Origin of the sequence: Pseudomonas sp. B14(2017) (genome assembly GCF_002113255.1) — a bacterium.
Lineage (GTDB): Bacteria > Pseudomonadota > Gammaproteobacteria > Pseudomonadales > Pseudomonadaceae > Aquipseudomonas > Aquipseudomonas putida_Z.
Genome location: NZ_NEJY01000009.1, coordinates 159,657 through 182,390 on the forward strand (window position 1 = coordinate 159,657; position 22,734 = coordinate 182,390).

The window sequence follows — 22,734 nt, forward strand, 5'->3', positions numbered from 1 at the left end:
GGATACAGCAGTTTAAGCAGTGACCCGCGCAAACGGCCAAGGATTCCCTTCTATCGACGTGATAGCTGGCTATGCTGTGGCAAAGCCTCTGGACAGGAGTTTAGGCATGGGGTCGACGTTCAACAGCCTTGTCGGGCTGATCATCCTGGCGCTGGATATCTGGGCCATCCTCAATGTGATCAAGAGTGGCAGCGAAGTGGGCATCAAGGTGTTGTGGATCTTGCTGATCGCCTTGCTACCGGTGGTGGGCCTGGTGATCTGGGCGATCGCCGGGCCGCGGGGGAATGTGCGGATCTGAATGGCTGTGCTGGCCTCTTCGCGGGCACGCCCGCTCCCACAGGGATATCACCGGCACCGAGGGCAGTGATCCCCCTGTGGGAGCGGGCGTGCCCGCGAAGAGGCCGTAACAGACAAAAGCGGCAACACCCCCGTGACAAAATTTTCACATTGGTTTAAACAGAATCCGCACCCGCACAATGCTGCGTTGGTATACACCTGCGCCATCTCCGCAAACCCGCAATCCTAGGACCTTCCCATTCATGGCTAACCCGGACGCCTTGAAGCAACGGGGCGCGCGAGCGTCGTTCTCGCCCACCCTGAAATCCCACCTGGCCTACACGCTGCTCAGCGGCCTGGTGATCATGCTGATGCTCAGCCTCGTGCGCCTGGCGCTGCTGGTCTACAACAGCGACATGATCGGCGATACCCCCAACGCGACCGTCGCCGAAGGCTTCCTCAACGGCTTGCGCTTCGACCTGCGGGTGGTGGTGTACATCAGCATTCCGCTGCTGCTGGCCATCCTCAGCCCCTGGGCCATGGCCCGGCGTGGCCTGTTCCGTTTCTGGCTGACCATCACGTCGAGCGTGGTGATGTTCCTCGGCCTGATGGAGATGGACTTCTATCGCGAGTTCCACCAGCGCCTCAACGGCCTGGTGTTCCAGTACATCAAGGAAGACCCGAAAACCGTGCTGAGCATGCTCTGGTACGGCTTCCCGGTGGTGCGCTACCTGCTGGCCTGGCTGTTCGGCACCTGGCTGCTGAGCCTGCTGTTCAAGGGCATCGACCGCATGACCCGGGGCAATGGCGCAGGCGAGGTCACTCTGCAGCGCCGCGCGGCGCCGTGGTACAACCGCCTGGCGGTGTTCATGGTGATCCTGCTGGTGGCCGTGGTCGCTGCCCGTGGCACCCTGCGCCAGGGCCCGCCGATGCGCTGGGGTGATGCCTTCACCACCGATTCCAACTTCGTCAACCAGCTGGGCCTGAACGGCACCCTGACCCTGATCGATGCTGCCAAGAGCCGCTTCGGCGAAGACCGCGCCAACATCTGGAAGCCGGTGCTGGAGCAGGACGTGGCCACGCAGAGCGTGCGCGAGCAGCTGCTGACCGCCAACGACACCCTGGTCGATGCCGACGAGGCTGCCATCCGCCGCGACTTCGTGCCGCCGGCCGAGCGCACCCTGCCGATCAAGAACGTGGTGGTGATCCTGATGGAAAGCTTCGCCGGCCACTCGGTGGGCGCGCTGGGCAGCCCCAACAACATCACCCCGTACTTCGACAAGCTGGCCAAAGAGGGCCTGCTGTTCGACCGCTTCTTCTCCAACGGCACCCATACCCACCAGGGCATGTTCGCCACCATGGCCTGCTTCCCCAACCTGCCAGGCTTCGAATACCTGATGCAGACCCCGGAAGGCGGCCACAAGCTGTCCGGCCTGCCAGCCTTGCTCAGCGCCCGCGATTACGACGACGTGTACGTCTACAACGGCGACTTTGCCTGGGACAACCAGTCCGGGTTCTTCGGCAACCAAGGCATGACCACCTTCATTGGCCGTAACGACTTCGTCAACCCGGTGTTCTCCGACCCGACCTGGGGCGTGTCCGACCAGGACATGTTCGACCGCGGCGCCGAAGAGCTGGCCAAGCACGATGGCAAGAAGCCGATCTACGCGCTGCTGCAGACCCTGTCCAACCACACCCCGTACGCGCTGCCCAAGGACCTGCCGGTAGAGCCGGTAACCGGCCAGGGCCGCCTGGACGAGCACCTGACCGCCATGCGCTATTCGGACTGGGCGCTGGGGCAGTTCTTCGAGAAGGCGCGCAAGGAGCCGTACTTCAAGGAAACCCTGTTCGTCATCGTTGGCGACCATGGCTTTGGCAACCACCAGCAGGTCACCGAGCTGGACCTGGGCCGCTTCAACGTGCCGCTGCTGCTGATTGCCCCGGGCATCCAGGAGAAGTTCGGTGCGGTCAACCACACCGTGGGTACCCAGGTCGACATCGTGCCGACCATCATGGGCCGCCTGGGTGGCCAGGCCCGTCACCAGTGCTGGGGTCGCGACCTGCTCAACCTGCCTGAGGGCGACCAGGGCGTGGGCATGATCAAGCCATCGGGCAGCGAGCAGATCGTCGGCCTGGTGCAGGGCGACCGCATCCTGATCGAGTCCAAGGACATGACCCCGCGCATGTACCGCTACCAGTTGGGCAGCGAGTTCAAGGCCGAGCTGATCGAAAGCCCGGACCAGCCGGAAATGCTGAAGAAGCTGGAAGCGTATATCCAGACCGCGACCAAGAGCTTGCTGGATAACACTGCCGGTGTAGTGCACGGCACGCCGAAGTAGATCGGGGCCGTTTCACGGCCCATTCGCGGGCACGCCCGCTCCCACAGGTACAGCACAGGTTTCGGACCTTGTGGTGGCCCTGTGGGAGCGGGCGTGCCCGCGAATGGGCCCAACACAAATCCCTCAGACTGAACATTCTCCCCACCTCAAGGTCACTTGTTTCAGGCATCACACACCCGGTGTTCGTTGACTTAGAGGGTTCGTTCAATGAAAGAGTGGGAAGTCATCTTTGCCGACCAGAAGGGCGTGCTCACCACCCTGACGCTGCACGGCGACCAGTGCCCCAGCGAGGAGGACGCCGCGCGGGCCATCCGTTCGCACCTGTTCCCGGTGATGGACGAGCTGGACCTCAACGACTTCCAGGACCGCACTGTTTCACCCACCGCACGCTGGCTCAAGGAACAGAGTGGCGTGACCATCACCAGCATCCACGAAACGCCCTGAACCACACGTTTGCGTGGTGCCCTGGCAGGCACTACGCTGCAAGAAGGTGCCGGCCTATTCTGCGGGTCGGCACCGCATCCCTTCGCGTCTTGCATCAGCTCGAACTGCCCGGCCGCTGCCGGCAGGTGCGTAGTGCACGGAAAGTCTATCCATCGCATTATTCAGGAGGACGTTTCATGAGCAGCCAGAACGACGATATCAGCAGCAACGTCCTGCGCCAGATGAAGGCAGGCGGTTTCGACTTCACCCAGATCCACCCCATCGAGTTCTACGCCATATTCCCCGACGAAGCAGGGGCCCGCCGCGCGGCCGGGCAGTTTCGCGGTGAATCGCTGAATGCCCAGGTGAAGGAGCTGGGCGACGGTGCCTGGCATCTGGAGCTGAGCAAGGTCATGTATGCCACCCATGGCGGTATTGGCGACTTCGAAGAGGCCTTCGAGCAGCTGGTGACACCTTATGGCGGTGAGGTGGAAGGGTGGGGGGTCAAGCAGGAGCGGCCCATAGCCTGAGAGTTTTGTGTTGCCTTCTTCGCGGGCTTGCCCGCTCCCACAGGTATCTCACGGCCTTCAAGCCTGTGGTGATCCTGTGGGAGCGGGCAAGCCCGCGAAGAAGCACACACGGCCCTCAAGGCCTGCGCCCAGTCATATGCCTCAAATAGGCCAGCAATTCATCCAGCTCCGTTTCACTCAAGACACTTTCTGCAAACCCCGGCATCTTCGCCTGCGGCCACTGCCGCAGGCTCTGTGGGTCACGAATCAGCTGGCGTAGATATTCAGGCCGAAAATACTCGGTCGGGTTATGCGGCACATTCAGGTCCGGCCCCACCTGGGCATCCCCCGCGCCGTTCAGCCGGTGACACGCCAGGCAGTTCTGCTGGAACAAGGCAAAGCCCCGGCGCACCGGGCTGTCGGCCGGCAGCTTCGGGTCGGGCAGCAGCGCCGGAAAACGCGCCTCGACAGAAGCCAGCTTGCGAATCGTGGAAATCTGGAACGGCCACTGCTCCGGGCGGATGCCGCCTGCCTGCGGTGCAGTCCACACCAGGTAGAACGGCCCCGCACTCGGCTTGCCCTGGCCCAGTGGTGGCCACGGCCGGCCCGGCTCCTCCACCGCCAGCCAGGCCTGTGCCGGCCCGTGCTGCAACAGTGGCGCCGCCGGCATTTCGGCGGCAAAACCGTCCAGCGCCACCGCCTGCAGGTGGTCGCTGGCGTTCACGCCATCCAGCAGCGCGGCCAGCGGCACCGCCCGATAATGCATGGGCTGCTTGTAGGAAACGTCCTGGTCGATGCTGATGTCCCGGGCCTGCGGGTGGTCGAGCAGTTCGGCACTGCTCCACTGGCGCGTCGTGGAGCCCAGTTCAAGGTGCAGTTGCGCCGCCGACAGCGGCAGGCTCAGAAGCAACACTAACAGTGCAAGGCAGTGGCGCATGGATAATCTCCGACCATCAAGGCCAGCAGGTTACCTGTGCGTTGCCTGTTGGCGCCACAGCGGCAGTCAGCCGAACAAACGTGTGAGGTTCGGCAGGATCAGCAGCAAAGTCGTGGCGAAGAGAATGAGCCCAGCTTGGCGAATTTTCGATTGTCTGAACATGGCGGACCGCCTTCTTGTTGTTATTCCTGAATACCCGTTGGCTTCCCTGTCGCGCTTCGGGTCGATCGCAGTGGCGTTGCGTGACGCCTGAACTGCCTGCCTCTTGAAAGTGGATATACAACCAACAGTAGGGTGTGCGTCATCCATGTTTGAGAACCCTTTGTTCTAATACTGTAGTTCGTTGATTTCGTCTGGCTATGAGGCCAAGTGCCAGCCAGCTGGCATGCTCTGGCTAGACGGTGGCGCAAGTGCCAGCAGGGCACCGACGAAATGTGACCGTTCGTCAGTGCGGCCTACTTGCTTGTACGTGCCTTTCGCGTCAGTCTCTACAGCAGATTCCCACCCATGTCGTTCAGGACTACCCCTATGTCGTTACGCATCTGCATCCTTGAAACCGATGTCCTGCGACCGGAGTTGACCGCGCAGTACCAGGGCTACGGCAGGATGTTCGAGCAGCTCTTCTCGCGTCAGCCGATCGCCGCCGAATTTCGTGTGTACAACGTGATGAATGGCGATTACCCCGCCGACAACGAAGTGTTCGATGCCTACCTGGTGACGGGCAGCAAGGCCGACTCGTTTGGTACCGACCCGTGGATCCAGACCCTCAAGGCCTACCTGCTGAAGTTGTACGAGCGTGGCGAGAAGCTGCTGGGTGTGTGTTTCGGCCACCAGTTGCTGGCGTTGACCCTGGGTGGCAAGGCCGAGCGTGCCGAGCAGGGCTGGGGCGTGGGTATCCACCGCTATTCGCTGGCGGCCCATGCGCCGTGGATGGACCCGGAGGTGTCGGAGCTGACCTTGCTGATCAGCCACCAGGACCAGGTGACCGAGCTGCCGGAAGGCGCCACGGTGATCGCCTCCAGCGATTTCTGCCCGAACGCTGCGTACCACATTCGTGACCAGGTGCTGTGCTTCCAGGGGCACCCCGAGTTCGTGCACGACTACTCCCGCGCACTGCTCGATGCGCGCCAGCAGTATCTGGGTGATGAGGTGTACCACAAGGCCGTGGCCAGCCTGGCCACCGAGCACCAGGGCGACCTGGTGGGGGAGTGGATGTTGCGGTTTATCCAGCAGCCGGTGAGCAAACACGACGCGGCGTGAGGGGCCGGGGGCTGCTTCGCAGCCCAATCGCCGGCAAGCCAGCTCCCACAGGGGCATCACAGGCCTGAGACTTGTGCGGTCCTTGTGGGAGCTGGCTTGCCGGCGAAAGGGCCGCAAAGCGCCCCGACAATCTCAAAGCCAGCCCGATTTCTTGAAGCTGGCATACAACCCCGAACACCCCGCCGCAATCACCCCCAGCACCCCGAAGTACCCATAGTGCCACCCCAGCTCCGGCATGTTCTCGAAGTTCATCCCGTAAACCCCGGCAATTGCCGTGGGGAACGCCAGGATCGCCGCCCAGGCTGCAAACTTGCGCTGCACGATGCTCTGCCGTGACGACTCCAGCAGCATGCCGATCTCGATGGTCTGGCTGGCGATGTCGCGGATGCCTGCCAGGTCCTCCATCTGCCGCGTCACGTGGATCTGCACATCACGGAAGTACGGGCGCATGTTCTTGTCGATGAACGGGAAGCTCAGGCGCTGCAGTTCCTCGCTCACTTCCACCATCGGTGCCACGTAGCGGCGCAGGCGCAGGATGTCGCGGCGCAGGCTGTGCAAGCGGCGGATATCGTCCTCTTGCAGCGAACCGCCCAGAACGCTCTGCTCCAGCTCTTCGATCTCGCCATGAATGGCCTCGCTGACCGGCTGGTAGTTCTCGGTGACAAAATCGAGCAGGGCGTACAGCACGAAGTCTTCGCCGTGCTCCAGCAGCAACGGCCGCGCCTCGCAGCGCTGGCGCACCAGTGCATAGGATTTCGAGTGGCCGTTGCGGCAGGTGATGATGTAGCCGTTGCCGGCGAAGATGTGGGTTTCGATGAACTCCAGCTTGCCTTCGTGGCGCACCGGCGAGTAGGTGACGATGAACAGGGCGTCGCCGAAGGTTTCCAGCTTGGGCCGGCTGTGCTTTTCCAGGGCGTCTTCGATAGCCAGTTCGTGCAGGTTGAACTGGCACTGCAGGTTGGCCAGCTCCTCTGCGTTGGGCTCCTCCAGGCCGATCCATACAAAGTGCCCCGGCTTGCGCGCCCACTCGCTGCCTTCATCGATGCTGATGTTGGTGACCTTTCTGCCGGCGCTGTACACCGCCGATGCCACGACTCGACCCATGGTTGTTCGCTTATTCCGGTTGGACACGGGTTACAGCTTGGGCTGTAGTGGGCTCAAGAGCAACCTAGCGCTTGGCCAGTTCCCCTTCCATGCGGTCGATGCATTGCTGCATCTGCCCGCGGCACTGTTCGATCAGCGCCGGCAGGTCCTGCAGGGTCATGCCCGCCGTGGCGATCGGTGGCAGCGAGCGCACGATCACCGTGCGCTGGCGCCAGCTGTTCAGGCTCAGGCGCCCGGCATAGCGGCTGACGCATACCGGCACGATCGGCACACCGGCCTCGATGGCCATGTGAAACGCGCCTTTCTTGAAGGCCAGCAGGTGCTCGCCGGGATTGCGCGTGCCTTCGGGGAAAATCCAGATCGAGGTATCGTCCTGCAGCACCCGGGTGGTCTTCTGCATGGCCTTGCGTGCCTGGTAGGCGTTCTTGCGGTCGACCAGCACGTTGCCACCCAGCCAGAACAGCTGGCCGAACAGCGGGATCCAGCCCAGGCTTTTCTTGCCGATGGCGACGGTGCGCTGCGGCACCACCTGGCCTAGCACGAACAGGTCGAAGTTGGACTGGTGGTTGGCGACGATCACGCAGCCTGGCGGCTGATCCCACAGCGGACCGACTTCGGCCTTGACCCTGATACGCATCAGCCAGGTGGCCGGCAGGCTGTAGAGGCGGGCGAACAGGCGGCTGTTGTCGGGGTTGAAGGGACGGCACAGGCCAATGACCAGGCCCAGGGTACCAACCACAAGGAAATGCAGCGCCAGCAGGAACATGCGCAATGAATAAAGCATGGTACGACTCACACCAGACAGTCGCCGGGCAGTGTACGGATGTGCACTGGTTGGGGCAAACCCTGGTGCAAGCCTGCTGCGGCCTCTTCGCGGGCTTGCCCGCTCCCACAGGTACAGCGTTGCCCTCGGCTCTGGCGCTGTCCCTGTGGGAGCGGGCAAGCCCGCGAAGAGGCCGGCCCGGCTAACCCATATGCTGCTGGTCCAGTTCGATCGCCTTGTCCAGCGCTTCCAGCAGCCCTTTGCGCACCTTCAGCTTGGTGTTCTTGTGCGCCAGCATGTTCAGCTTCTTCAGCTCTCGCGCCGCCGCCAGTGCCGCTTCCTGCAACTGCTCGGCCGGCACGACCTTGTCGAGGAAGCCTGCGTCCACCGCGCCCTGCGGGTCAAACACCTCGGCATTGATCACCGAGCGGTGGAAGGCCGAGCGGCGCAGGCGGTCGCGGGCCAGTTCGATGCCGGCATGGTGCATGGTCATGCCGATCTGCACTTCGTTCAGGCACACCTTGTACGGCCCTTCGACGCCAATGCGATAGTCGCCCGACAGCAGCAGGAAGGCACCCTTGGCCACGGCATTGCCCGGGCAGGCGACTACCACCGGGAACGGGTGCGAAAGCAGGCGGCGGGCGAGGGTGGAACCGGCGGTGACCAGGCTGACTGCTTCCTTGGGGCCGCTGGTCATCACCTTGAGGTCGTAGCCGCCAGACAGGATGCCCGGCTGCCCGGTGATGATCACCACCGCACGCTCCTGCGTGGCGCGGTCTAGCGCGGCGTTGAAGGCGGCGATGACGTCTGGCGAGATGGCGTTGACCTTGCCGTTGTTCAGGGTCAGGGTAACGATGCCGTCTTCGGCGTGGTAGGTAATCAGCTCGCTCATGGCAGAGTCCTTTTGTTGGCGTGGCGACGACGTTACCCAGCGCCAGGGGCGAGGTAAAGCAGTAAGGCTGACTGGTCGGTCAGCGTTCGCCGGGGCTCAAGTGCAAATGCATGAAAAAATTGAAAAAAATGCTTGCCAAAGGGAAAGTCTTTCACTAAATTAGCGCACCTCGACAGGCTGCAAGGCTTGAAGAGAAACGGTGAAGTGTCCGAGTGGTCGAAGGAGCACGCCTGGAAAGTGTGTATACGAGAAATCGTATCAAGGGTTCAAATCCCTTCTTCACCGCCACATTCTACGAAGAGCCCCCGAGCTGAGAAGCCGGGGGCTTTTTGTTTTCACGCCCTTTGGGGCCGCTTTGCGGCCCAATCGCCGGCAAGCCAGCTCCCACAGGGGTTGCGCATGGCTTAAGGTCAATGCGGTCGAGGTGGGAGCTGGCTTGCCGGCGAAAGGGCTGCAAAGCAGCCCCAAAAAGTCTAGAAGGTAACCGAAGCCGACAGCCGAGCCGTCCGCGGCGCCCCCTGGAACAGGTAGTTATCCCCCAGGTAATCCCCCACATCACGCCAATAACGCTTGTCGAATACGTTATCCACAGTCAGCCGCAGCACCGTGTCATACCCTCCAATGCGCGTGCGGTAGCGGCTACCCACATCGAACACCGTATACCCACCAACTTCCACATTCCCCGCCTGGCTCGCATACTTGCTGGCGCTGTAGCGCGCCCCGCCCAGCAGTGCCAAGCCCGGTATCGGCAGGGTGTATTCCGCCTGCAGCGCCGCCCGGAACCTGGGCACGTTGATCGCCTGGTGGCCTTCATAGGCATCGGTGTCGCTGTTCTGCACCCGCGCCCGAATCGCCGCAGCGCTGGCCTGCACCTGCAGGTTCGAGGTCACCCAGCCGCTGGCGCCCAGTTCCAGGCCGGTGTTCTTCTCCTGGCCTTGCTGCACGTAGGTGAAAGTGCCGGCGCCGTCCGGGCGCGCGTACTGGTATGCCTGGCGTATCTGGAACAGTGCGGCGCTGAAGCTCAGGCCTTGCCAGTCATGCTTGAGGCCCAGTTCCAGTTGGTGCGAGGTCGTCGGTGCCAGGATTTCGAATTTGTTCTCGGCGAACCACGGTGCGGTGCCGCCTGCCGACAGGCCTTTGGAATAACTGGCATATACCGTGGTATCCGGCTGCGGCTTGTAGATGAGCGCGGCGTTGGGCAGCAACTCGTACTGCCGGGTATGGCGACCGGCAACGCCGTCCTCATTCCAGGTTTTCTCGTCCAGGCGTACTTCACGGGCACCCAGTACGGTCTGCCAGTGCTCGTTGAAGCTGATGCGGTCGCTCACGAACAACCCGTACTGGCGGCTGTCCAGGCGACGTTCGCTAGACCTGATGGGCTTGTCGGATGGGTCAAAGGCCGGTGCACCCGTGTAGATGTTGCCTGTACCTACCCATTCCATATAGCTGGGGCGCTGATCCAGTGTGCGCCGCTGCGCACTGGTGCCCACGGTCAGCTCATGCCCCACGCCCAGCGCATCGAAACGCCCGTTGAGCATGGCCTGCGCCTCGTCGGTACGGCGGGTGTCGTCGGGGCTGCGGAAGTCGTAGATGTCGTAGTCGCCGTTGCTGCCGAAGAACGCGCCTTCGCCCGAGCCCCAGGCAAACGAGCTGTAGTCATCGATCACCACCTTGCTGCGCGAGGCGCTCAAGGCCCCGGTCCAGGCTTCGTTGAAACGGTACTCGAAGCGCCCACCCAGGTTCAGCGAATCGTTCTGCACTGGCTTGGCCCAGTGCTGGTAGGCCAGGCGGTCGTCGGGGTCGATGCCATGGGGTACTTCGCTGCCACCGAGCAGCTGGTAACCCGGCACCGAGCGCTGTTCGCGGTGCTGGTATTCGGCATCCAGCTGCAGGGTGGCATCCGGGTTGATCTGCCAGTCGAAGGCCAGCGAGGCGAAGTCGCGCTTGCCGTCGGCGTGGTCGACGTAGGAGCGGATGTCTTCATGGGCCAGGTTGGCCCGCAGGCCGAACTGCCGCTCGTTGCCGAACCAGCCGCCCAGGTCGGTGGCCAGATAGCGTTCGCCTTGTTCGTTGGTCGAGACCGTGACGCTGCGCACGTCTTCGGCGCGCTTGGTCACGTAGTTGATCAGGCCGCCCGGCTCCGACACGCCGCTCTGCAGCCCGGACAAACCCTTGAGCAGCTCCACCTGCTGCTTGTTCTCCAGGGCCACGTTCTGCTCACCGGCGATGGTCTGGCCATTGATGCGGTAGCTGCTGGCGGCATTCAGCTCGAAGCCGCGCACGTTGAAGTTTTCGTAGTAGCCGATGGGGGCATAGCTTTCACCCACCGAGGCGTCGCTTTGCAGCACCTTGCTGAGCTGGCGCACCTGGCGGTCTTCCAGCAGTTGCTGGCTGAACACGCTGATCGAGGCCGGGGTGTCGAGCAGGGGCGCGGGCTGGAAGCCGCCTACTGCTGCCTGGCGTGCCTGGTAGCCGTCGTTGGTGTAGGTGTCGGACACCTGCAGCGGGGCCAGTAGCACGCTGTCTTCGGCAAGCACATGGGGGCAATGCAGGGCCAGGCCCAGGCTGAGCAGGCTCAGGGGCAGGCGGGGGTGACGCGGGGGTAAACCCGCTCCCACAGGAAAATCACTATCCTCAGGTGCAGTGATATCCCTGTGGGAGCGGGTTCACCCGCGAAGAGGCCGGCACAGGCCATGAAAAAGGCGGCATCTTACAGCCGCCTTCAACATAAAACGATCCGGGCCCTGCGATATCCAGTCAGCCTCTGCGGGCCGGCCGCCTGTGCTGCCGCCAGTTGTCATCGATCTTCGACCAGGTCTTGCCATCGGTAATGGCCATGAGCTTGCGCCCGTCCTTGAAGGTGGCCAGGAAGGTGGCTTCCTCTTCCTTGCCACCCAGCCACAGCCCGGCCAGCAACCCCACCGGCCCGGCCACCAGGGCCCCGGCCACGCCCCAGCCCAGGGCACTGCCCAGGCTACGGCTGGATTCCAGGCTGGCCAGCCGCAGCTCGCTGATGCGTGCCAGGGAAATCCGCTCGCCCGGGGAGGGGCTGCGCGGGGTCTTGAGTGTGAGCGATCCGTTGCGATACTCGCCTTCGCCTTGCAAGAAATCGCCGGATTGCACCGTGAGTCTTGTCATAACGTCGTCCTGTCAGGGAAAGGGCATTGACCAGCGCCTACTGAGCGCTGCCCGGGCAGGCAAGTCAACGGCCATGCGACGGAGGGTCGTGCGGTGCATTGTCGCCATGGCTGATGGCCTCTTCGCGGGCACGCCCGCTCCCACAGGTACATCACATGCTTCATGCCAGTGACAAACGTGTGGGAGCGGGCGTGCCCGCGAAGAATCCAACAAAGATTTTTCAGGCCGCTTGCAAAGCGTTCCTGCGCTTGCGCTCGGCCAAACCCCACGCCAGCAACGCCAGCCCGCCAATCACCAACCCGGCCACCACAATCCCCATCCAGCCCTGGCGCTGGAACAACTGCGTGCCCAGCAACGACCCCAATGCCCCGCCAATGAAGTAGCAGGTGATATACCCGGCATTCAGCCGCGTGCGCGCCTCGGGCCGCAGGGCAATCACCGCGTTCTGGTTGCTCACGTGCACCAGTTGCACTGCCAGGTCGAGCATCAGCACGCCCAGCAGCAAGGCCAGCAACGATTGCTCGGCAAAGCCCAGCGGCACCCACGACAGCAGCAATACCACCAGGCCCACGGTGGTGCCCAGCGAACCCTTGCCACGGTCGGCCAGGCGCCCGGCCCAGTTGGCCGACAGCGCACCCGCTGCTCCGGCCAGGCCGAACAGGCCTATCACCGCGTCCGAATAGTGGTACGGGCCTTTCGCCAGCAGGAACGCCAGTGGCGTCCAGAACAGGGCGAACAGGCTGAATGCCAGCAGGCCGAGCAGCGAGCGCAGGCGCAGCACCGGTTCTTCGACGAACAGGCGGAACACCGAGCCGATCAGCGCCGGGTATTTCAGCCCGGCATGGCTGTGGTGTTGCGGCAGGCTGCGGTACAGCGCCACGGCGGTGATGGCCATCAGCACTGCAGCCAGCACGTAGATGCTGCGCCAGCCACCCAGTTCGGCCATGAACCCGGCGGCGGTACGTGCCAGCAGGATGCCCAGCAGCAACCCGCTCATCAACGTGCCGACCGCGCGCCCGCGCTGGTGTGGCTCGCTGAGGGTCGCGGCCATGGGCACGAGGATCTGCGCCACCACCGAGAACAGCCCGGTCAGCGCCGTACCAAGGATCAGCCAGGGCAGGCTCGGTGCGCAGGCGCTGATGATCAGGCCCAGGGTGGAAATGGCGGTCATCACGGTGATCAGCCGGCGCTGCTCGAACAGGTCGCCCAGCGGCGCCAGCAGCAACAGGCCGGCGCCATAGCTCAGTTGCGCGGCAATGACGATGCTGCCGGCACTGGCGGTGCTCAGGCCGAACTGCTGGGCGATGCTGTGCAGCAGTGGTTGCGCATAGTAGTTGCTGGCCACGGCCAGGCCGGTGGCGGTGGCCATCAGCAGGATCAGGGCGCGGCTGAGAGTGGGGGCGTTCATGCAGTTCTCGTGGCGGGCAGGAGTAAAGGGGGGATTATCGGAAAGTGTCGGGCACTACATCAATGCATTGTGTGGCAGAGCAGGGCAGGGGGAGGGGGGCTGGAGGTTGGGGATCGGTTGAGCCTGTGCTGGCCTCTTCGCGGGTAAACCCGCTCCCACAGGTACACCACTGGGCTCGCGGCCTGTGATATCCCTGTGGGAGCGGGCGCGCCCGCGAAGAGGCCGGAACAGGCAACCCTTCAATCAGGCAGCAAACCCGCCATCGACCGTCAGGCTGGCCCCAGTGACATACCCCGCCTCAGGCCCCACCAGGTAAGCCACGAAGCTGGCAATCTCATCCGCCTCGCCATAGCGCCCGATCGCCATCAGCGGGATCAGGCTGTCAGCGAACTCGCCGCTGGCCGGGTTCATGTCGGTGTCCACCGGCCCTGGCTGCACGTTGTTCACGGTAATGCCTTTCGGCCCCAGGTCACGGGCCATGCCGCGGGTCAGGCCGACCAGCGCCGATTTGCTCATGGCATAGGGGGCGCCGCCGGCAAACGGCATGCGTTCGGCATTGGTGCTGCCAATGTTGATGATGCGCCCACCTTGGCCCATGTAGCGTGCCGCGGCCTGGCTGGCGACGAATACGCTGCGCACGTTCACCGCCAGCATGTGGTCGAAGTCGGCCAGGTCGAATTCGGTCACCGGCGCTACCGCCAGCACACCGGCGTTGTTGACCAGGATATCCAGCCGGCCGAAGGCCTTCACAGTGTCATCCACGGCCAGTTGCACGGCCGCCGCGTCGGCGCTGTCGGCCCGCAGGGCCAGGGCCTTGCCGCCGTTTTCGGTAATTTCCTCAGCCAGCGCCTGCGCCGGGCCGGCGGAGCTGACATAGGTGAAGGCCACCTGTGCGCCTTCGCGGGCCAGGCGTCGCACGATGGCTGCACCAATGCCGCGGGAACCGCCCTGTACCAGGGCTACTTTGCCTTCGAGGGTGTGTTGCTTGGACATGCTGATCTCCTGCTGGAAGCCAGGCCGGAATGCCTTGGATGGGCGCAGTATCGGCGCTTGATTACCTGCTGATAAGATGGCAATCACTATCAGCAGAGTAAACCTTTGGTTGCCAATCATGGCCATGGAATCGTTCAACGCGTTGGAATGCTTCATCCGCAGTGCCGAAGTCGGCAGCTTTGCCGAGGCCGCCAGGCGCCTCAGCATTACCCCGGCTGCCGTGGGCAAGCATGTTGCCCAGCTGGAAGCGCGCCTGGGGGTGCGGTTGTTCCAGCGTAGTACCCGCAAGCTGACCCTGACCGAGGCCGGGCAGCGATTTCTGGGGGAGGTCAGTGACAGCTTCCGCACCATCCAGTACGCCGTGGCCAACCTGGCCAGCAGCGAAGGCCAGCCGGCCGGGTTGTTGCGGGTGAGCATGGGTACGGTGTTCGGGCGCTTGTATGTGTTGCCATTGCTGGCCGAGTTCCTGCGTCGCTACCCGGCCATTACCCCGGACTGGCATTTCGACAACCGCCAGGTCGACCTGATCGGCCAGGGCTTCGATGCGGCGATTGGTGGTGGCTTCGATCTGCCGCCAGGGGTGGTGGCGCGCAAGCTGACCCCGGCGCACCGGGTGCTGGTGGCGGCGCCGGCGTACCTGGGCCGGCACGCGCCGATTGACGACCCGCAGGTATTGCAACGGCATGACGGTATCCTGATCCGCTCGCCGCAGACCGGGCGGGTGCGTTCATGGCCGTTGACCAGCCGTTGGCAGGTGCAGCAGCCATTGCAGTTGCGCCAGACGATGACCATGAGCGATTCGGATGCGGCTTGCGCGGTGGCCGAGCAGGGCTTGGGGATTGCCTTGGTGAGCCTGCCGTTTGCAGTGCCGTACCTGGAAGGCGGGCGGCTGCAGCGGGTGCTGCCGGACTGGTACGTGGACGATGGGCATATCAGCCTGTATTTCGCCGAGCACAAGCTGTTGCCGGGCAAGACCCGGGCGTTTATCGATTTTGTGGTGGAACAGTTCGAAGAGCAGGGGTTGGCGCGGCGGTTCGATGCCTTGCAAATCCTTTAGATGTGTATTGCCTGTAGCGGCCCTATCGCCGGCAAGCCAGCTCCCACAGGTACAGCGACAACCCCGAGATCAACGCTGCACCCGTGGGAGCCGGCTTGCCGGCGATAGGGCCGGTTCAGACAACATCGACTATGAACAATGCCTGTGCCCCCAGGCTCACCTCATCATCAACCTTCCTGCCGATCAACTGCTGCCCCAGCGGCGAGCGCGGGGTAATCACCGTCACCAGCCCATCCCCCTCGCCAATCTTCAACCCCGCCGCCTCAGGCCCGAGGAACAGTCGGCGCTGCCCGCCATCTTCATCCTCCAGCGTTACCAGGTTGCTCACCTGCACCCCGCGTGCCGGGTCGTAATCGCGCAGCAGCAGTTGCTGGTAGGTCACCAGCGCCTTGCGGATCTCGGCGCTGCGGCGGGCTTGGCCGGTAGCCAGGTACGAGGCTTCCAGGCCCAGGGTGTCGTACTTGTTCTCGGCGATGTTCTCTTCGGCAGTGGCGGCTTCGTACGCCGTTTGCGCCGCGCGGGTCAGCACATCCAGGTCATGCTCGAGGGTGGCGACGATCTGCGCCAGCAGGCTGGGCTTGTCCATGGTCAGTAACAGAACTCCAGCACGTTGGCCTGGCTTTTGTCGGTGGGCGCGGTGCGGTTCTGCTGCAGCCAGAACTGGCACTTGGGGCTGTTGAGGTTGCGCGGGTTGCCCTGGGCGGCCTCGGCGGCCTGTTGCAGCTCCTGCTTGTGCAGGATGTCCTTGTAGCGTTCGAACATTTCCGCCTGGGCATCCGCCGCAGGGGCTGGCGCTGGCGGCGCGGCAGGCCGGTACGCGGCGGGGGCCACGGCCTGGGCCAGTGGCTGTACCTGCTGTGGCCACAGTTGCAGGGCCAGCCACAGGCTGGCGGCGATCGCCACGGCGCCCAGCCACAGGCCAAAGGCAACGCACGCGATCAACGGCAGCGGCTTGAGGGTGATCTTCAGTTCACGGTGGCGCGGCATGGCAGCCTCCTGGCAGGGTGTTCGGGGTGCATTGTCGCATGCGCCTGGGCATTTTTCCGTGCAGGTGCTTTTGTCAGCGACAATTTATGCGCAGAATGCGCGGTTTTTCCGCTGGGCGAGGGCAGGGCACATGAAAGCCACCTGGGACATCTTCTGCAGCGTCGTCGACAACTACGGCGATATAGGCGTGACCTGGCGCCTGGCACGGCAGCTGGTGGCCGAGCACGGCCTGGCAGTGCGCCTGTGGGTGGATGACCTCAATGCGTTCACGCCCATGTGCCCCGGGGCCAATGCCACCGTCCCACAGCAGTGGCAACACGGTGTGGAAGTGCGCCAGTGGCCGGTGACCTGGTTGCCGGTGGCGCCGGCTGATGTGGTAATCGGTGCCTTCGCCTGCCAGTTGCCAGCAGCTTACGTAGAGGCAATGCGTGCTCGCGCCAAGCCGCCGCTGTGGTTGAACCTCGAATACCTCAGTGCCGAGGACTGGGTGGAGGGCTGCCATGGCTTGCCTTCGCCGCAGCCCAATGGCTTGCGCAAGGTATTTTTCTTTCCCGGCTTTACCGAAAAGACCGGTGGCCTGCTGCGCGAGGGCTCGCTGCTGGCGCGGCGTGATGCGTTCCAGCAAGGCGCACGGCAGGCCTTCTTGCAGGGGCTTGGCGTAAACCCTGAAGCGGGGACATTGCTGATTTCCCTGTTCGCCTACGAAAACCCGCAACTGGGCAACTGGCTTGATGCCCTGGCCTCAGGCGAGCAACCTTGCCACCTGCTGGTGCCGCAAGGGCGCGTTGTCGCGGGGCTCGGCCAGTGGCTTGGCGAGGCGGCCCTGCAAGTGGGCAGCGTGCGCAAGCGAGGGGCGCTGACCGTGCAGGTGCTACCTTTCGTCAGCCAGGACGACTACGACCGGTTGCTGTGGAGCTGTGATTTCAATGCCGTGCGCGGCGAAGACTCGTTCGTGCGCGCGCAGTGGGCCGGGCAGCCGATGCTTTGGCACATCTACGTGCAGGACGAGAATGCCCATTGGGAAAAGCTCGAAGCGTTTCTGGCGCATTATCGACACGGGTTGTCAGGCGATGCCGATGCCGCCCTGCTTGGCTTGTGGCGTGCCTGGAACATGGACCGCGACATGGGCCAGGCCTGGCAGGCGGCACGCCAGCACTGGCCGGAACTGCAGCAGCATGCCCGGCTTTGGGCCGCGCGACAGGCCGCTCAGCCGGACCTTGCCACAGCGCTAGTACACTTTTACCGAAATTCGCTATGATACGCGGCCTCGATTTTTATAAATCCATCCAGATTCGGATACTTCGTAATGAAAACTGGTAAAGAACTGAAACCCGGTACCGTCCTGCGGATCGACAACGACCCGTGGCTGGTTCAAAAAGCTGAGTTCACCAAGTCGGGCCGTAACAGCGCGATCATGAAGACCAAGCTGAAGAACCTGCTGACCGGCTACAAGACCGAAACTGTCTACGGTGCAGACGACAAGCTGGACGACGTGATCCTGGATCGCAAAGAAGCGACCCTGTCGTTCATCAACGGTGACGAATACACCTTCATGGACACCACCGACTACACCATGTACGAACTGAACGCCGAGGACATCGAAGCCGTTCTGCCGTACATCGAAGAAGGCATGGAAGACGTCTGCGAAGCCGTGTTCTTCGAAGGCCGCCTGGTATCGGTTGAACTGCCGACCACCATCAGCCGCCAGGTTGTCTACACCGAGAACGCTGCACGCGGCGACACCTCGGGCAAGGTCATGAAGCCTGCCAAGCTGAAGAACGGTACCGAGATCTCGGTTGCCGACTTCATCCAGATCGACGAGTGGATCGATATCGACACTCGCGACAACAGCTTCAAAGGCCGTTCCAAGAAGTAATCCTTCTTGTGAAACGCAAAAAACCCGGCCTTGGCCGGGTTTTTTCATGCCTGCATTTTTGCAGTTCTCGATGCTTGCTCTTGCTCTCGCTCTTACTTTTGTGGGAGCGGCCTTGTGTCGCGAAAGGGCCGCAAAGCGGCCCCGGCGATCTCAAGGTGTCCCCGAGATTCCGGGGCCGCTTCGCGCCCCATCGCGACGCAAGGCCGCTCCCACAGCCTTACACGGTCACGTGCAGGCGCACATCCACATTGCCGCGGGTGGCGTTGGAGTACGGGCACACCTTGTGCGCCTTTTCCACCAGCGCTTCAGCATCGGCCTGGGCCAGGCCCGGCAGGTTGATGTGCAGGTCGATATCCAGGCCGAAACCACCTGGAATCTGGCCGATGCCCACCTTCGCGGTGATCGAGGCGTCCGCCGGCAGGGCTTTTTTCTCCTGCCCGGCCACGAACTTCAGGGCACCGATGAAGCACGCCGAGTAACCGGCGGCGAACATCTGCTCGGGGTTGGTGCCGTCACCGCCTGCGCCGCCCAGTTCCTTGGGGGTGCTCAGGCTGACCACCAGCTTGCCGTCGCTGGAACGGGACTTGCCGTCGCGCCCACCGGTGGAGGTAGCTTCTGCGATGTACAGCGGAGTGACCTTTTGCATCTTGAGCCTCGCTAATGTGCTGTGCGCTCCCCGTCTGGAGGAAGGCGCGGGTTGGTGTGGGATTTAAATTAGCGCGCAATTAGTTAGCGCGCAAGATAAATCGTCACCGCTCATCCGAACGGCCATTGCACAGCATAGCTGTCAGAGGGTTTTCTGCAGGTTCTCGCGCAGCGCCAGCAGGTCGGCCTGCAGCTGTTGCAACTGTTCCAGGCTGCGTCCGCTGGCCTTGAGGATGCACTGCGGCACTTCTTTGGCCTGCTGCTGCAAGGCGCGGCCCTTGTCGGTCAGCTGCACCAGTACCACCCGTTCGTCCTCGCGGCTGCGGTTGCGCTGCAGCAGGCCTTCGCTTTCCAGGCGCTTGAGCAGGGGGGTCAGCGAGCCGGGGTCGGTGAGCAGGTGCTGGCTGATCTCGCCTACGGTCAGGCCGTCGTGCTCCCATAGCACGAGCATGGCCAGGTACTGCGGGTAGGTCAGGCCCAGGGCCTGCAGCAGCGGTTTGTAGACCTTGGTCATCAGCAACGAGGTGGAGTGCAGGGCGAAACAGACCTGGTTGTCCAGCAGCAGCTCGTCACAGGAGGCTTGGGTGTTGGCGTTCATGCAGGTCCTTGAAGGTAATCAATGGGAAAGTCTGGCACGCGGATCGTTAGTGCGCGCTTTATTCGCGCAGTTCACTGCGCAAGGCCAGGTCCCAGGGTGGAATCGGGCTGAAGCGGCTCTTGAGAAATTCGAGCAGCAAACGACTGCGAGAGTTCGTTTCATGTTCCAGGCGAAGCGCGTAGATACCGCTGGTTTCCGCTTGGGGCAAGCCACCGTCGCAAAACAAAGGTATCAGCTCGCCACGCAGCAGGTATTCACTGATCAGCCAAGTGGGCAGGTGGGCTATGCCTAAACCGGCGAGGGCACCGAACAGCAGGGTTTCGGCGTTGTTGGCGGCCATGCGCATGCGTGAGGGGCGGTACAGGCGGGTTTGCCCGGCCACGTTGAAACGCCAGGCGAATGGCGGCGCCAGGCCGTCCCAGTCCAGGCCGTCGTGCCCGGGCAGTTCGCTGGGGCAGGTGGGCATGCCGCGGCTGGCCAGGTAGGCCGGGCTGGCGCAGGCGATGCGCACCATGTAGGCCAATGGCGTGGCGACCAGCCGGGTGTCGGCCAGGGGGCCGGCGCGCAGCACCAGGTCGACCTCGCCCAGGTGGCTGCCATGCAGGTCGACGAAGCTGTCGATCAGGCGCAGTTGCACATCAAGGCCCGGGTAGGCGACCAGGAAATCGGCGATGGCCGGGGCCAGGTGGCGGCGGCCGAATGCGGCGGGGGCGTCGATGCGGATCAGGCCTTCGGGGGCATTGCTCAGCGACACCGCTTCGGCGCGGGCCAGGCGCAGCTCCTCGATGATGCGCCTGGCCCGTTCGGCAAAGGCGTTGCCTGCAGGTGTGGCGCGCACGGCGTGGGTGCTGCGGGTGAACAGGCGGCTGCCCACGGCGCTTTCCAGGTTGTCGATGCGCCGGGCCACGGCGGACGGGGTCAGCGGGTGGCGGCGGGCGGCGGCAGAAAAACTGCCGGTTTCCAGCACATCGAGGAACAGGCTTAGCTGGTCGGTCAGGGTATCGGGGCTCATGGCTGCCTTGCTTTTGCGAAAAACGCACAGCCATTGTGCGCTGCTGTGCGTTTCCCCGCCAGCCCGCAATCGTTAGCATGCTCGCATTATGTGTAAAGGCGGATGAGGCCCCTGATGATCGAGTGGTTGTTGTATATCGTGCTGGGCGCAGCCCTGGGGACCATGGGTGGCCTGTTCGGCATTGGCGGCGGGCTGATCGCGATTCCGGCGCTGGGCGTGCTGTTCGGCCTGGACCAGCAACTGGCGCAAGGCACGGCGCTGGTGATGGTAGTGCCCAATGTGCTGCTGGCGCTGTGGCGTTATCACCAGCGTAACCGCATCGAGCTGCGCCATGCGGTGCCGTTGTCGCTGTGCAGTTTCGTGTTCGCCTGGTTGGGGTCGATCTGGGCGGTGGGGCTGGATGCGCAATCCATGCGCCTGGGCTTTGTCGGCTTCCTGGTGGCCCTGGCGGTGTGGAACGTGGCGCGGATGTTCATGAAGGTGACGCCGCCCAGCGCCGAGTTGCGCTATGCCTGGCCGTGGCTGGGTGTACTGGGCAGCTTTGCCGGCACCATGGGCGGCTTGTTCGGGGTGGGTGGGGCCGTGGTGGCCACGCCGATCCTGACCAGTGTGTTCGGTACCACCCAGGTGGTGGCGCAGGGGCTGTCGCTGGCGCTGGCGGCGCCGAGTACCTTGGTAACCCTGGTGACCTACGGGGTGCACCACAGTGTTGACTGGGGGGTGGGGGTGCCATTGGCGGTGGGCGGCCTGCTGAGTATCAGCTGGGGGGTGAAATTGGCCCATGCGTTGCCGGAGAAGGTGTTGCGGGCGATGTTCTGTGTGTTTTTGGTGGGGTGTGCGGTGATGCTCGGGTTCGAGCTTTGAGATTTTGGGGCCGCTTTGCGGCCCATCGCGACACAAGGCCGCTCCTACAGGGGATCGCGTGCCCTTGTAGGAGCGGCTGCGCAGCAGCCCCAAGTTACTTGAACCCTTCGACAATGTAGTCGGCCATGCAATCGGTAATCGGCGAAGGGTTCTGGGTACTGCGCACCAGCATCACATTGGCCACCGGCAACTGCGGCAACCCTTCGCTCTCGCCCAGAATGCGGATATTCCCGCCAATCAGGCTTTGCAACTGTGCGGTCACCGCCAACCCAGCGGTGACAATGGCGAAGATCGCTGCCAGGCTCGGGCTGGTATAGGCGATGCGGTAGTCGATGCCCTGGGCCTCCAGGGCATTGCAGGTCCAGGCCCGGCAGAAGCAGTCGGTGTTGAACAAGGCTACCGGCATGGGGCGTTGCTCCTGCGGGCAGAAGCCTTCCGCGGCGGCCCAGACCAGGCGTTCCTGGCGCAGCAGCTGGCCAATCTCGTTGCCCGGCTCACGGGTGACGATGGTCAGGTCCAGGTCCTGGCGCAGCATCAGTTGTTTGGAGGAGTCGCAATGCACCTCCACCTGCACCAGCGGGTAGGCTTGGGCAAAGCTCGACAGGATGGTCGGCAGGAAACGCATGGCATAGTCGTCCGGCGTACCGATGCGTACGACCCCGACCATGTGCGGCATGCGCAGGGTGTTGAACACTTCCCCATGCAACTTGAGGATGCGCCGCGCATAGCCGAGCAGCACCTGGCCTTCGGCGGTCAGGCGCACCTGGCGGCCGTCGCGCTCGAACAGCTGGCGCTGCAGAATGTCTTCTTCCAGGCGTTTCATCTGCATGCTCACCGCCGACTGGGTGCGGTTGACCACCTCGCCGGCGCGGGTGAAGCCGCCCTGCTCGGCGATGGCCACGAAGGTGCGCAATACGTCCGCATCGAGGCTCTGGTACTGGGACATTGCATCAATCTCCGAGATGCATGGCATCAGAAACATTCGTTGGATTGATCTTATGCCTGGCAGGAGACTGGAGCCATCAACACGGAGGGCTTCACGATGAAAGGTCATGTCAGCAGCATCCAGCAACCTGCCTTTTCCCTGAACCACCTGTGGCATACCGCCCTGCAGCGCCCGGCGCGCTGGCTGCAGCTGTACCGCCAGCGCCAGGAACTGGCCAGCCTGAGTGATGCGACCCTGCACGACCTGGGGTTGAGCCGGGCGGATATCCAGCAGGAGGCCGAGCGGCATTTTTGGGATGACCCGCTGAGTAAGTGATGCCAAGCGTGGCAGCAGCTCTTGCTCTTGCTCGTTTCGGCTTTTGCTTTTGCTTCTAAGCGCGCGACAGTTCAGGCGCCGCCGATTGCGACTTCAGGAGGCCGAGCGGAGGGGCTGCGGAGGGAGGTGACGGGCATGGATGCCCGTCAAGCGCTGAGGCCCCATGGATGGGGCCTGCAGCGCGTCCTCCCGGGAGCAGGCCCGTAGCGAGGGGACCCCGGAGCGAAGCGGAGGGGCCGGATGATGGGAGCCGACGGTTTTTGGTTCCTTTTTGCCACGACAAAAAGGGACCCGCCGTAAGGGCGGAAAGGTGATTTTGCGCCACCATCGCGAATGAATGTCTGCTTGGTTTGGATGCCCCCATCCTAAAAGCCAAAAGCCAAAAGCCAAAA

Annotated in this window: 25 protein-coding genes and 1 tRNA gene; 11 read left to right on the forward strand and 15 right to left on the reverse strand. The window is 63.5% G+C overall.

Going from position 1 to position 22,734, the window contains the following annotated elements:
* Positions 1 to 106: 106 nt before the first annotated feature.
* The 4 genes from CAG34_RS11480 (at position 107) to CAG34_RS11495 (ending at position 3,568) form a co-directional block, all read left to right on the forward strand.
* Positions 107 to 298, forward strand: coding sequence for a PLDc N-terminal domain-containing protein (locus CAG34_RS11480; protein ID WP_012271091.1), 192 nt, complete (start codon positions 107 to 109; stop codon positions 296 to 298).
* Positions 299 to 539: 241 nt separating this feature from the next.
* Positions 540 to 2,615 (forward strand): LTA synthase family protein, encoded by a 2,076-nt coding sequence (locus CAG34_RS11485; protein WP_085590064.1) that lies wholly within the window; start codon positions 540 to 542, stop codon positions 2,613 to 2,615.
* A 207-nt stretch (positions 2,616 to 2,822) separates the two neighbouring features.
* Positions 2,823 to 3,059, forward strand: a complete 237-nt coding sequence (locus CAG34_RS11490; RefSeq protein WP_025338164.1) for a hypothetical protein — start codon at positions 2,823 to 2,825, stop codon at positions 3,057 to 3,059.
* A gap of 176 nt (positions 3,060 to 3,235) precedes the next feature.
* Positions 3,236 to 3,568, forward strand: coding sequence for a ribonuclease E inhibitor RraB (locus tag CAG34_RS11495; protein WP_003260395.1), 333 nt, complete (start codon positions 3,236 to 3,238; stop codon positions 3,566 to 3,568).
* Between the two features lie 115 nt (positions 3,569 to 3,683).
* Here CAG34_RS11495 and CAG34_RS11500 read toward each other — a convergent pair whose 3' ends face one another.
* Together CAG34_RS11500 and CAG34_RS27930 are read right to left on the reverse strand one after the other, a co-directional pair.
* Positions 3,684 to 4,484, reverse strand: a complete 801-nt coding sequence (locus CAG34_RS11500) for a cytochrome c (RefSeq protein WP_085590066.1) — start codon at positions 4,482 to 4,484, stop codon at positions 3,684 to 3,686.
* A 66-nt stretch (positions 4,485 to 4,550) separates the two neighbouring features.
* On the reverse strand, positions 4,551 to 4,793 hold the full coding sequence (locus CAG34_RS27930) for a hypothetical protein (RefSeq protein WP_128637193.1): 243 nt from the start codon (positions 4,791 to 4,793) through the stop codon (positions 4,551 to 4,553).
* Between the two features lie 219 nt (positions 4,794 to 5,012).
* Between CAG34_RS27930 and CAG34_RS11505 the strand changes: the two genes are divergently transcribed.
* Positions 5,013 to 5,744: an amidotransferase gene (locus tag CAG34_RS11505; RefSeq protein ID WP_085590068.1), complete on the forward strand. Its 732-nt coding sequence runs from the start codon at positions 5,013 to 5,015 to the stop codon at positions 5,742 to 5,744.
* 132 nt (positions 5,745 to 5,876) lie between these two features.
* Here the strand turns inward: CAG34_RS11505 and CAG34_RS11510 are convergent, their stop codons facing one another.
* The 3 genes from CAG34_RS11510 to CAG34_RS11520 form a co-directional block, all read right to left on the reverse strand.
* The gene (locus CAG34_RS11510; RefSeq protein WP_085590070.1) at positions 5,877 to 6,848 is read right to left on the reverse strand and encodes a magnesium and cobalt transport protein CorA; all 972 of its coding nucleotides are present in this window, start codon (positions 6,846 to 6,848) and stop codon (positions 5,877 to 5,879) included.
* A gap of 64 nt (positions 6,849 to 6,912) precedes the next feature.
* Complete coding sequence (locus CAG34_RS11515) at positions 6,913 to 7,632, reverse strand: 1-acyl-sn-glycerol-3-phosphate acyltransferase (RefSeq protein ID WP_025338167.1); 720 nt, start codon at positions 7,630 to 7,632, stop codon at positions 6,913 to 6,915.
* A 181-nt stretch (positions 7,633 to 7,813) separates the two neighbouring features.
* Positions 7,814 to 8,503, reverse strand: a complete 690-nt coding sequence (locus CAG34_RS11520; protein ID WP_085590072.1) for a crotonase/enoyl-CoA hydratase family protein — start codon at positions 8,501 to 8,503, stop codon at positions 7,814 to 7,816.
* Between the two features lie 198 nt (positions 8,504 to 8,701).
* On the opposite strand from CAG34_RS11520, the gene CAG34_RS11525 reads away from it, so the two are divergent.
* Positions 8,702 to 8,791: transfer RNA gene (locus tag CAG34_RS11525), tRNA-Ser, on the forward strand.
* A gap of 185 nt (positions 8,792 to 8,976) precedes the next feature.
* Here the strand turns inward: CAG34_RS11525 and CAG34_RS11530 are convergent.
* The 4 genes from CAG34_RS11530 to CAG34_RS11545 form a co-directional block, all read right to left on the reverse strand.
* Complete coding sequence (locus CAG34_RS11530; protein ID WP_085590074.1) at positions 8,977 to 11,121, reverse strand: TonB-dependent siderophore receptor; 2,145 nt, start codon at positions 11,119 to 11,121, stop codon at positions 8,977 to 8,979.
* A 139-nt stretch (positions 11,122 to 11,260) separates the two neighbouring features.
* Positions 11,261 to 11,641, reverse strand: coding sequence for a hypothetical protein (locus CAG34_RS11535; protein ID WP_085590076.1), 381 nt, complete (start codon positions 11,639 to 11,641; stop codon positions 11,261 to 11,263).
* Between the two features lie 220 nt (positions 11,642 to 11,861).
* Positions 11,862 to 13,049, reverse strand: coding sequence for an MFS transporter (locus tag CAG34_RS11540; RefSeq protein ID WP_085590078.1), 1,188 nt, complete (start codon positions 13,047 to 13,049; stop codon positions 11,862 to 11,864).
* 243 nt (positions 13,050 to 13,292) lie between these two features.
* Positions 13,293 to 14,042 carry a 3-oxoacyl-ACP reductase family protein gene (locus CAG34_RS11545; protein ID WP_085590080.1) on the reverse strand — a complete coding sequence of 250 codons (750 nt, stop codon included), beginning with the start codon at positions 14,040 to 14,042 and terminating at the stop codon, positions 13,293 to 13,295.
* Between the two features lie 118 nt (positions 14,043 to 14,160).
* Here CAG34_RS11545 and CAG34_RS11550 point away from each other — a divergent pair, with 118 nt between their 5' ends.
* Positions 14,161 to 15,099, forward strand: coding sequence for a LysR family transcriptional regulator (locus CAG34_RS11550; protein WP_085590083.1), 939 nt, complete (start codon positions 14,161 to 14,163; stop codon positions 15,097 to 15,099).
* 115 nt (positions 15,100 to 15,214) lie between these two features.
* On the opposite strand, the gene CAG34_RS11555 is transcribed toward CAG34_RS11550, so the two are convergent.
* Complete coding sequence (locus CAG34_RS11555) at positions 15,215 to 15,685, reverse strand: GreA/GreB family elongation factor (protein WP_085590085.1); 471 nt, start codon at positions 15,683 to 15,685, stop codon at positions 15,215 to 15,217.
* Between the two features lie 2 nt (positions 15,686 to 15,687).
* Positions 15,688 to 16,086, reverse strand: a complete 399-nt coding sequence (locus CAG34_RS11560) for a hypothetical protein (RefSeq protein WP_085590087.1) — start codon at positions 16,084 to 16,086, stop codon at positions 15,688 to 15,690.
* Positions 16,087 to 16,216: 130 nt separating this feature from the next.
* On the opposite strand from CAG34_RS11560, the gene earP reads away from it, so the two are divergent.
* Together earP and efp are read left to right on the forward strand one after the other, a co-directional pair.
* Complete coding sequence (gene earP / locus CAG34_RS11565; RefSeq protein ID WP_085590089.1) at positions 16,217 to 17,344, forward strand: elongation factor P maturation arginine rhamnosyltransferase EarP; 1,128 nt, start codon at positions 16,217 to 16,219, stop codon at positions 17,342 to 17,344.
* A 48-nt stretch (positions 17,345 to 17,392) separates the two neighbouring features.
* Entirely contained in the window at positions 17,393 to 17,962 is a 570-nt protein-coding gene (gene efp, locus CAG34_RS11570; RefSeq protein ID WP_013971530.1) for an elongation factor P, read from the forward strand.
* Between the two features lie 217 nt (positions 17,963 to 18,179).
* Here the strand turns inward: efp and CAG34_RS11575 are convergent, their stop codons facing one another.
* The 3 genes from CAG34_RS11575 to CAG34_RS11585 form a co-directional block, all read right to left on the reverse strand.
* Positions 18,180 to 18,608, reverse strand: coding sequence for an organic hydroperoxide resistance protein (locus tag CAG34_RS11575; RefSeq protein WP_085590091.1), 429 nt, complete (start codon positions 18,606 to 18,608; stop codon positions 18,180 to 18,182).
* Between the two features lie 141 nt (positions 18,609 to 18,749).
* Positions 18,750 to 19,205, reverse strand: coding sequence for a MarR family winged helix-turn-helix transcriptional regulator (locus CAG34_RS11580; RefSeq protein WP_025338178.1), 456 nt, complete (start codon positions 19,203 to 19,205; stop codon positions 18,750 to 18,752).
* A gap of 58 nt (positions 19,206 to 19,263) precedes the next feature.
* The gene (locus CAG34_RS11585; protein WP_025338179.1) at positions 19,264 to 20,217 is read right to left on the reverse strand and encodes a LysR family transcriptional regulator; all 954 of its coding nucleotides are present in this window, start codon (positions 20,215 to 20,217) and stop codon (positions 19,264 to 19,266) included.
* A gap of 114 nt (positions 20,218 to 20,331) precedes the next feature.
* On the opposite strand from CAG34_RS11585, the gene CAG34_RS11590 reads away from it, so the two are divergent.
* Positions 20,332 to 21,081, forward strand: coding sequence for a sulfite exporter TauE/SafE family protein (locus CAG34_RS11590; protein WP_025338180.1), 750 nt, complete (start codon positions 20,332 to 20,334; stop codon positions 21,079 to 21,081).
* Positions 21,082 to 21,175: 94 nt separating this feature from the next.
* Here the strand turns inward: CAG34_RS11590 and CAG34_RS11595 are convergent, their stop codons facing one another.
* Positions 21,176 to 22,027 (reverse strand): LysR substrate-binding domain-containing protein, encoded by an 852-nt coding sequence (locus CAG34_RS11595; protein WP_061552405.1) that lies wholly within the window; start codon positions 22,025 to 22,027, stop codon positions 21,176 to 21,178.
* A gap of 96 nt (positions 22,028 to 22,123) precedes the next feature.
* Between CAG34_RS11595 and CAG34_RS11600 the strand changes: the two genes are divergently transcribed.
* Entirely contained in the window at positions 22,124 to 22,342 is a 219-nt protein-coding gene (locus tag CAG34_RS11600) for a DUF1127 domain-containing protein (protein WP_085590093.1), read from the forward strand.
* Positions 22,343 to 22,734: the final 392 nt, after the last annotated feature.

Excerpts from the sequence above, each read along its gene's own strand:
- CAG34_RS11480 (WP_012271091.1), top strand. The coding sequence starts at position 107 with ATGGGGTCGACGTTCAACAGCCTTGTCGGGCTGATCATCCTGGCGCTG.
- CAG34_RS11485 (WP_085590064.1), top strand. The coding sequence starts at position 540 with ATGGCTAACCCGGACGCCTTGAAGCAACGGGGCGCGCGAGCGTCGTTC.
- CAG34_RS11490 (WP_025338164.1), top strand. The coding sequence starts at position 2,823 with ATGAAAGAGTGGGAAGTCATCTTTGCCGACCAGAAGGGCGTGCTCACC.
- CAG34_RS11495 (WP_003260395.1), top strand. The coding sequence starts at position 3,236 with ATGAGCAGCCAGAACGACGATATCAGCAGCAACGTCCTGCGCCAGATG.
- CAG34_RS11500 (WP_085590066.1), bottom strand. The coding sequence starts at position 4,484 with ATGCGCCACTGCCTTGCACTGTTAGTGTTGCTTCTGAGCCTGCCGCTG.
- CAG34_RS27930 (WP_128637193.1), bottom strand. The coding sequence starts at position 4,793 with ATGGATGACGCACACCCTACTGTTGGTTGTATATCCACTTTCAAGAGG.
- CAG34_RS11505 (WP_085590068.1), top strand. The coding sequence starts at position 5,013 with ATGTCGTTACGCATCTGCATCCTTGAAACCGATGTCCTGCGACCGGAG.
- CAG34_RS11510 (WP_085590070.1), bottom strand. The coding sequence starts at position 6,848 with ATGGGTCGAGTCGTGGCATCGGCGGTGTACAGCGCCGGCAGAAAGGTC.
- CAG34_RS11515 (WP_025338167.1), bottom strand. The coding sequence starts at position 7,632 with ATGCTTTATTCATTGCGCATGTTCCTGCTGGCGCTGCATTTCCTTGTG.
- CAG34_RS11520 (WP_085590072.1), bottom strand. The coding sequence starts at position 8,503 with ATGAGCGAGCTGATTACCTACCACGCCGAAGACGGCATCGTTACCCTG.
- CAG34_RS11535 (WP_085590076.1), bottom strand. The coding sequence starts at position 11,641 with ATGACAAGACTCACGGTGCAATCCGGCGATTTCTTGCAAGGCGAAGGC.
- CAG34_RS11540 (WP_085590078.1), bottom strand. The coding sequence starts at position 13,049 with ATGAACGCCCCCACTCTCAGCCGCGCCCTGATCCTGCTGATGGCCACC.
- CAG34_RS11545 (WP_085590080.1), bottom strand. The coding sequence starts at position 14,042 with ATGTCCAAGCAACACACCCTCGAAGGCAAAGTAGCCCTGGTACAGGGC.
- CAG34_RS11550 (WP_085590083.1), top strand. The coding sequence starts at position 14,161 with ATGGCCATGGAATCGTTCAACGCGTTGGAATGCTTCATCCGCAGTGCC.
- CAG34_RS11555 (WP_085590085.1), bottom strand. The coding sequence starts at position 15,685 with ATGGACAAGCCCAGCCTGCTGGCGCAGATCGTCGCCACCCTCGAGCAT.
- CAG34_RS11560 (WP_085590087.1), bottom strand. The coding sequence starts at position 16,086 with ATGCCGCGCCACCGTGAACTGAAGATCACCCTCAAGCCGCTGCCGTTG.
- earP (WP_085590089.1), top strand. The coding sequence starts at position 16,217 with ATGAAAGCCACCTGGGACATCTTCTGCAGCGTCGTCGACAACTACGGC.
- efp (WP_013971530.1), top strand. The coding sequence starts at position 17,393 with ATGAAAACTGGTAAAGAACTGAAACCCGGTACCGTCCTGCGGATCGAC.
- CAG34_RS11575 (WP_085590091.1), bottom strand. The coding sequence starts at position 18,608 with ATGCAAAAGGTCACTCCGCTGTACATCGCAGAAGCTACCTCCACCGGT.
- CAG34_RS11580 (WP_025338178.1), bottom strand. The coding sequence starts at position 19,205 with ATGAACGCCAACACCCAAGCCTCCTGTGACGAGCTGCTGCTGGACAAC.
- CAG34_RS11585 (WP_025338179.1), bottom strand. The coding sequence starts at position 20,217 with ATGAGCCCCGATACCCTGACCGACCAGCTAAGCCTGTTCCTCGATGTG.
- CAG34_RS11590 (WP_025338180.1), top strand. The coding sequence starts at position 20,332 with ATGATCGAGTGGTTGTTGTATATCGTGCTGGGCGCAGCCCTGGGGACC.
- CAG34_RS11595 (WP_061552405.1), bottom strand. The coding sequence starts at position 22,027 with ATGTCCCAGTACCAGAGCCTCGATGCGGACGTATTGCGCACCTTCGTG.
- CAG34_RS11600 (WP_085590093.1), top strand. The coding sequence starts at position 22,124 with ATGAAAGGTCATGTCAGCAGCATCCAGCAACCTGCCTTTTCCCTGAAC.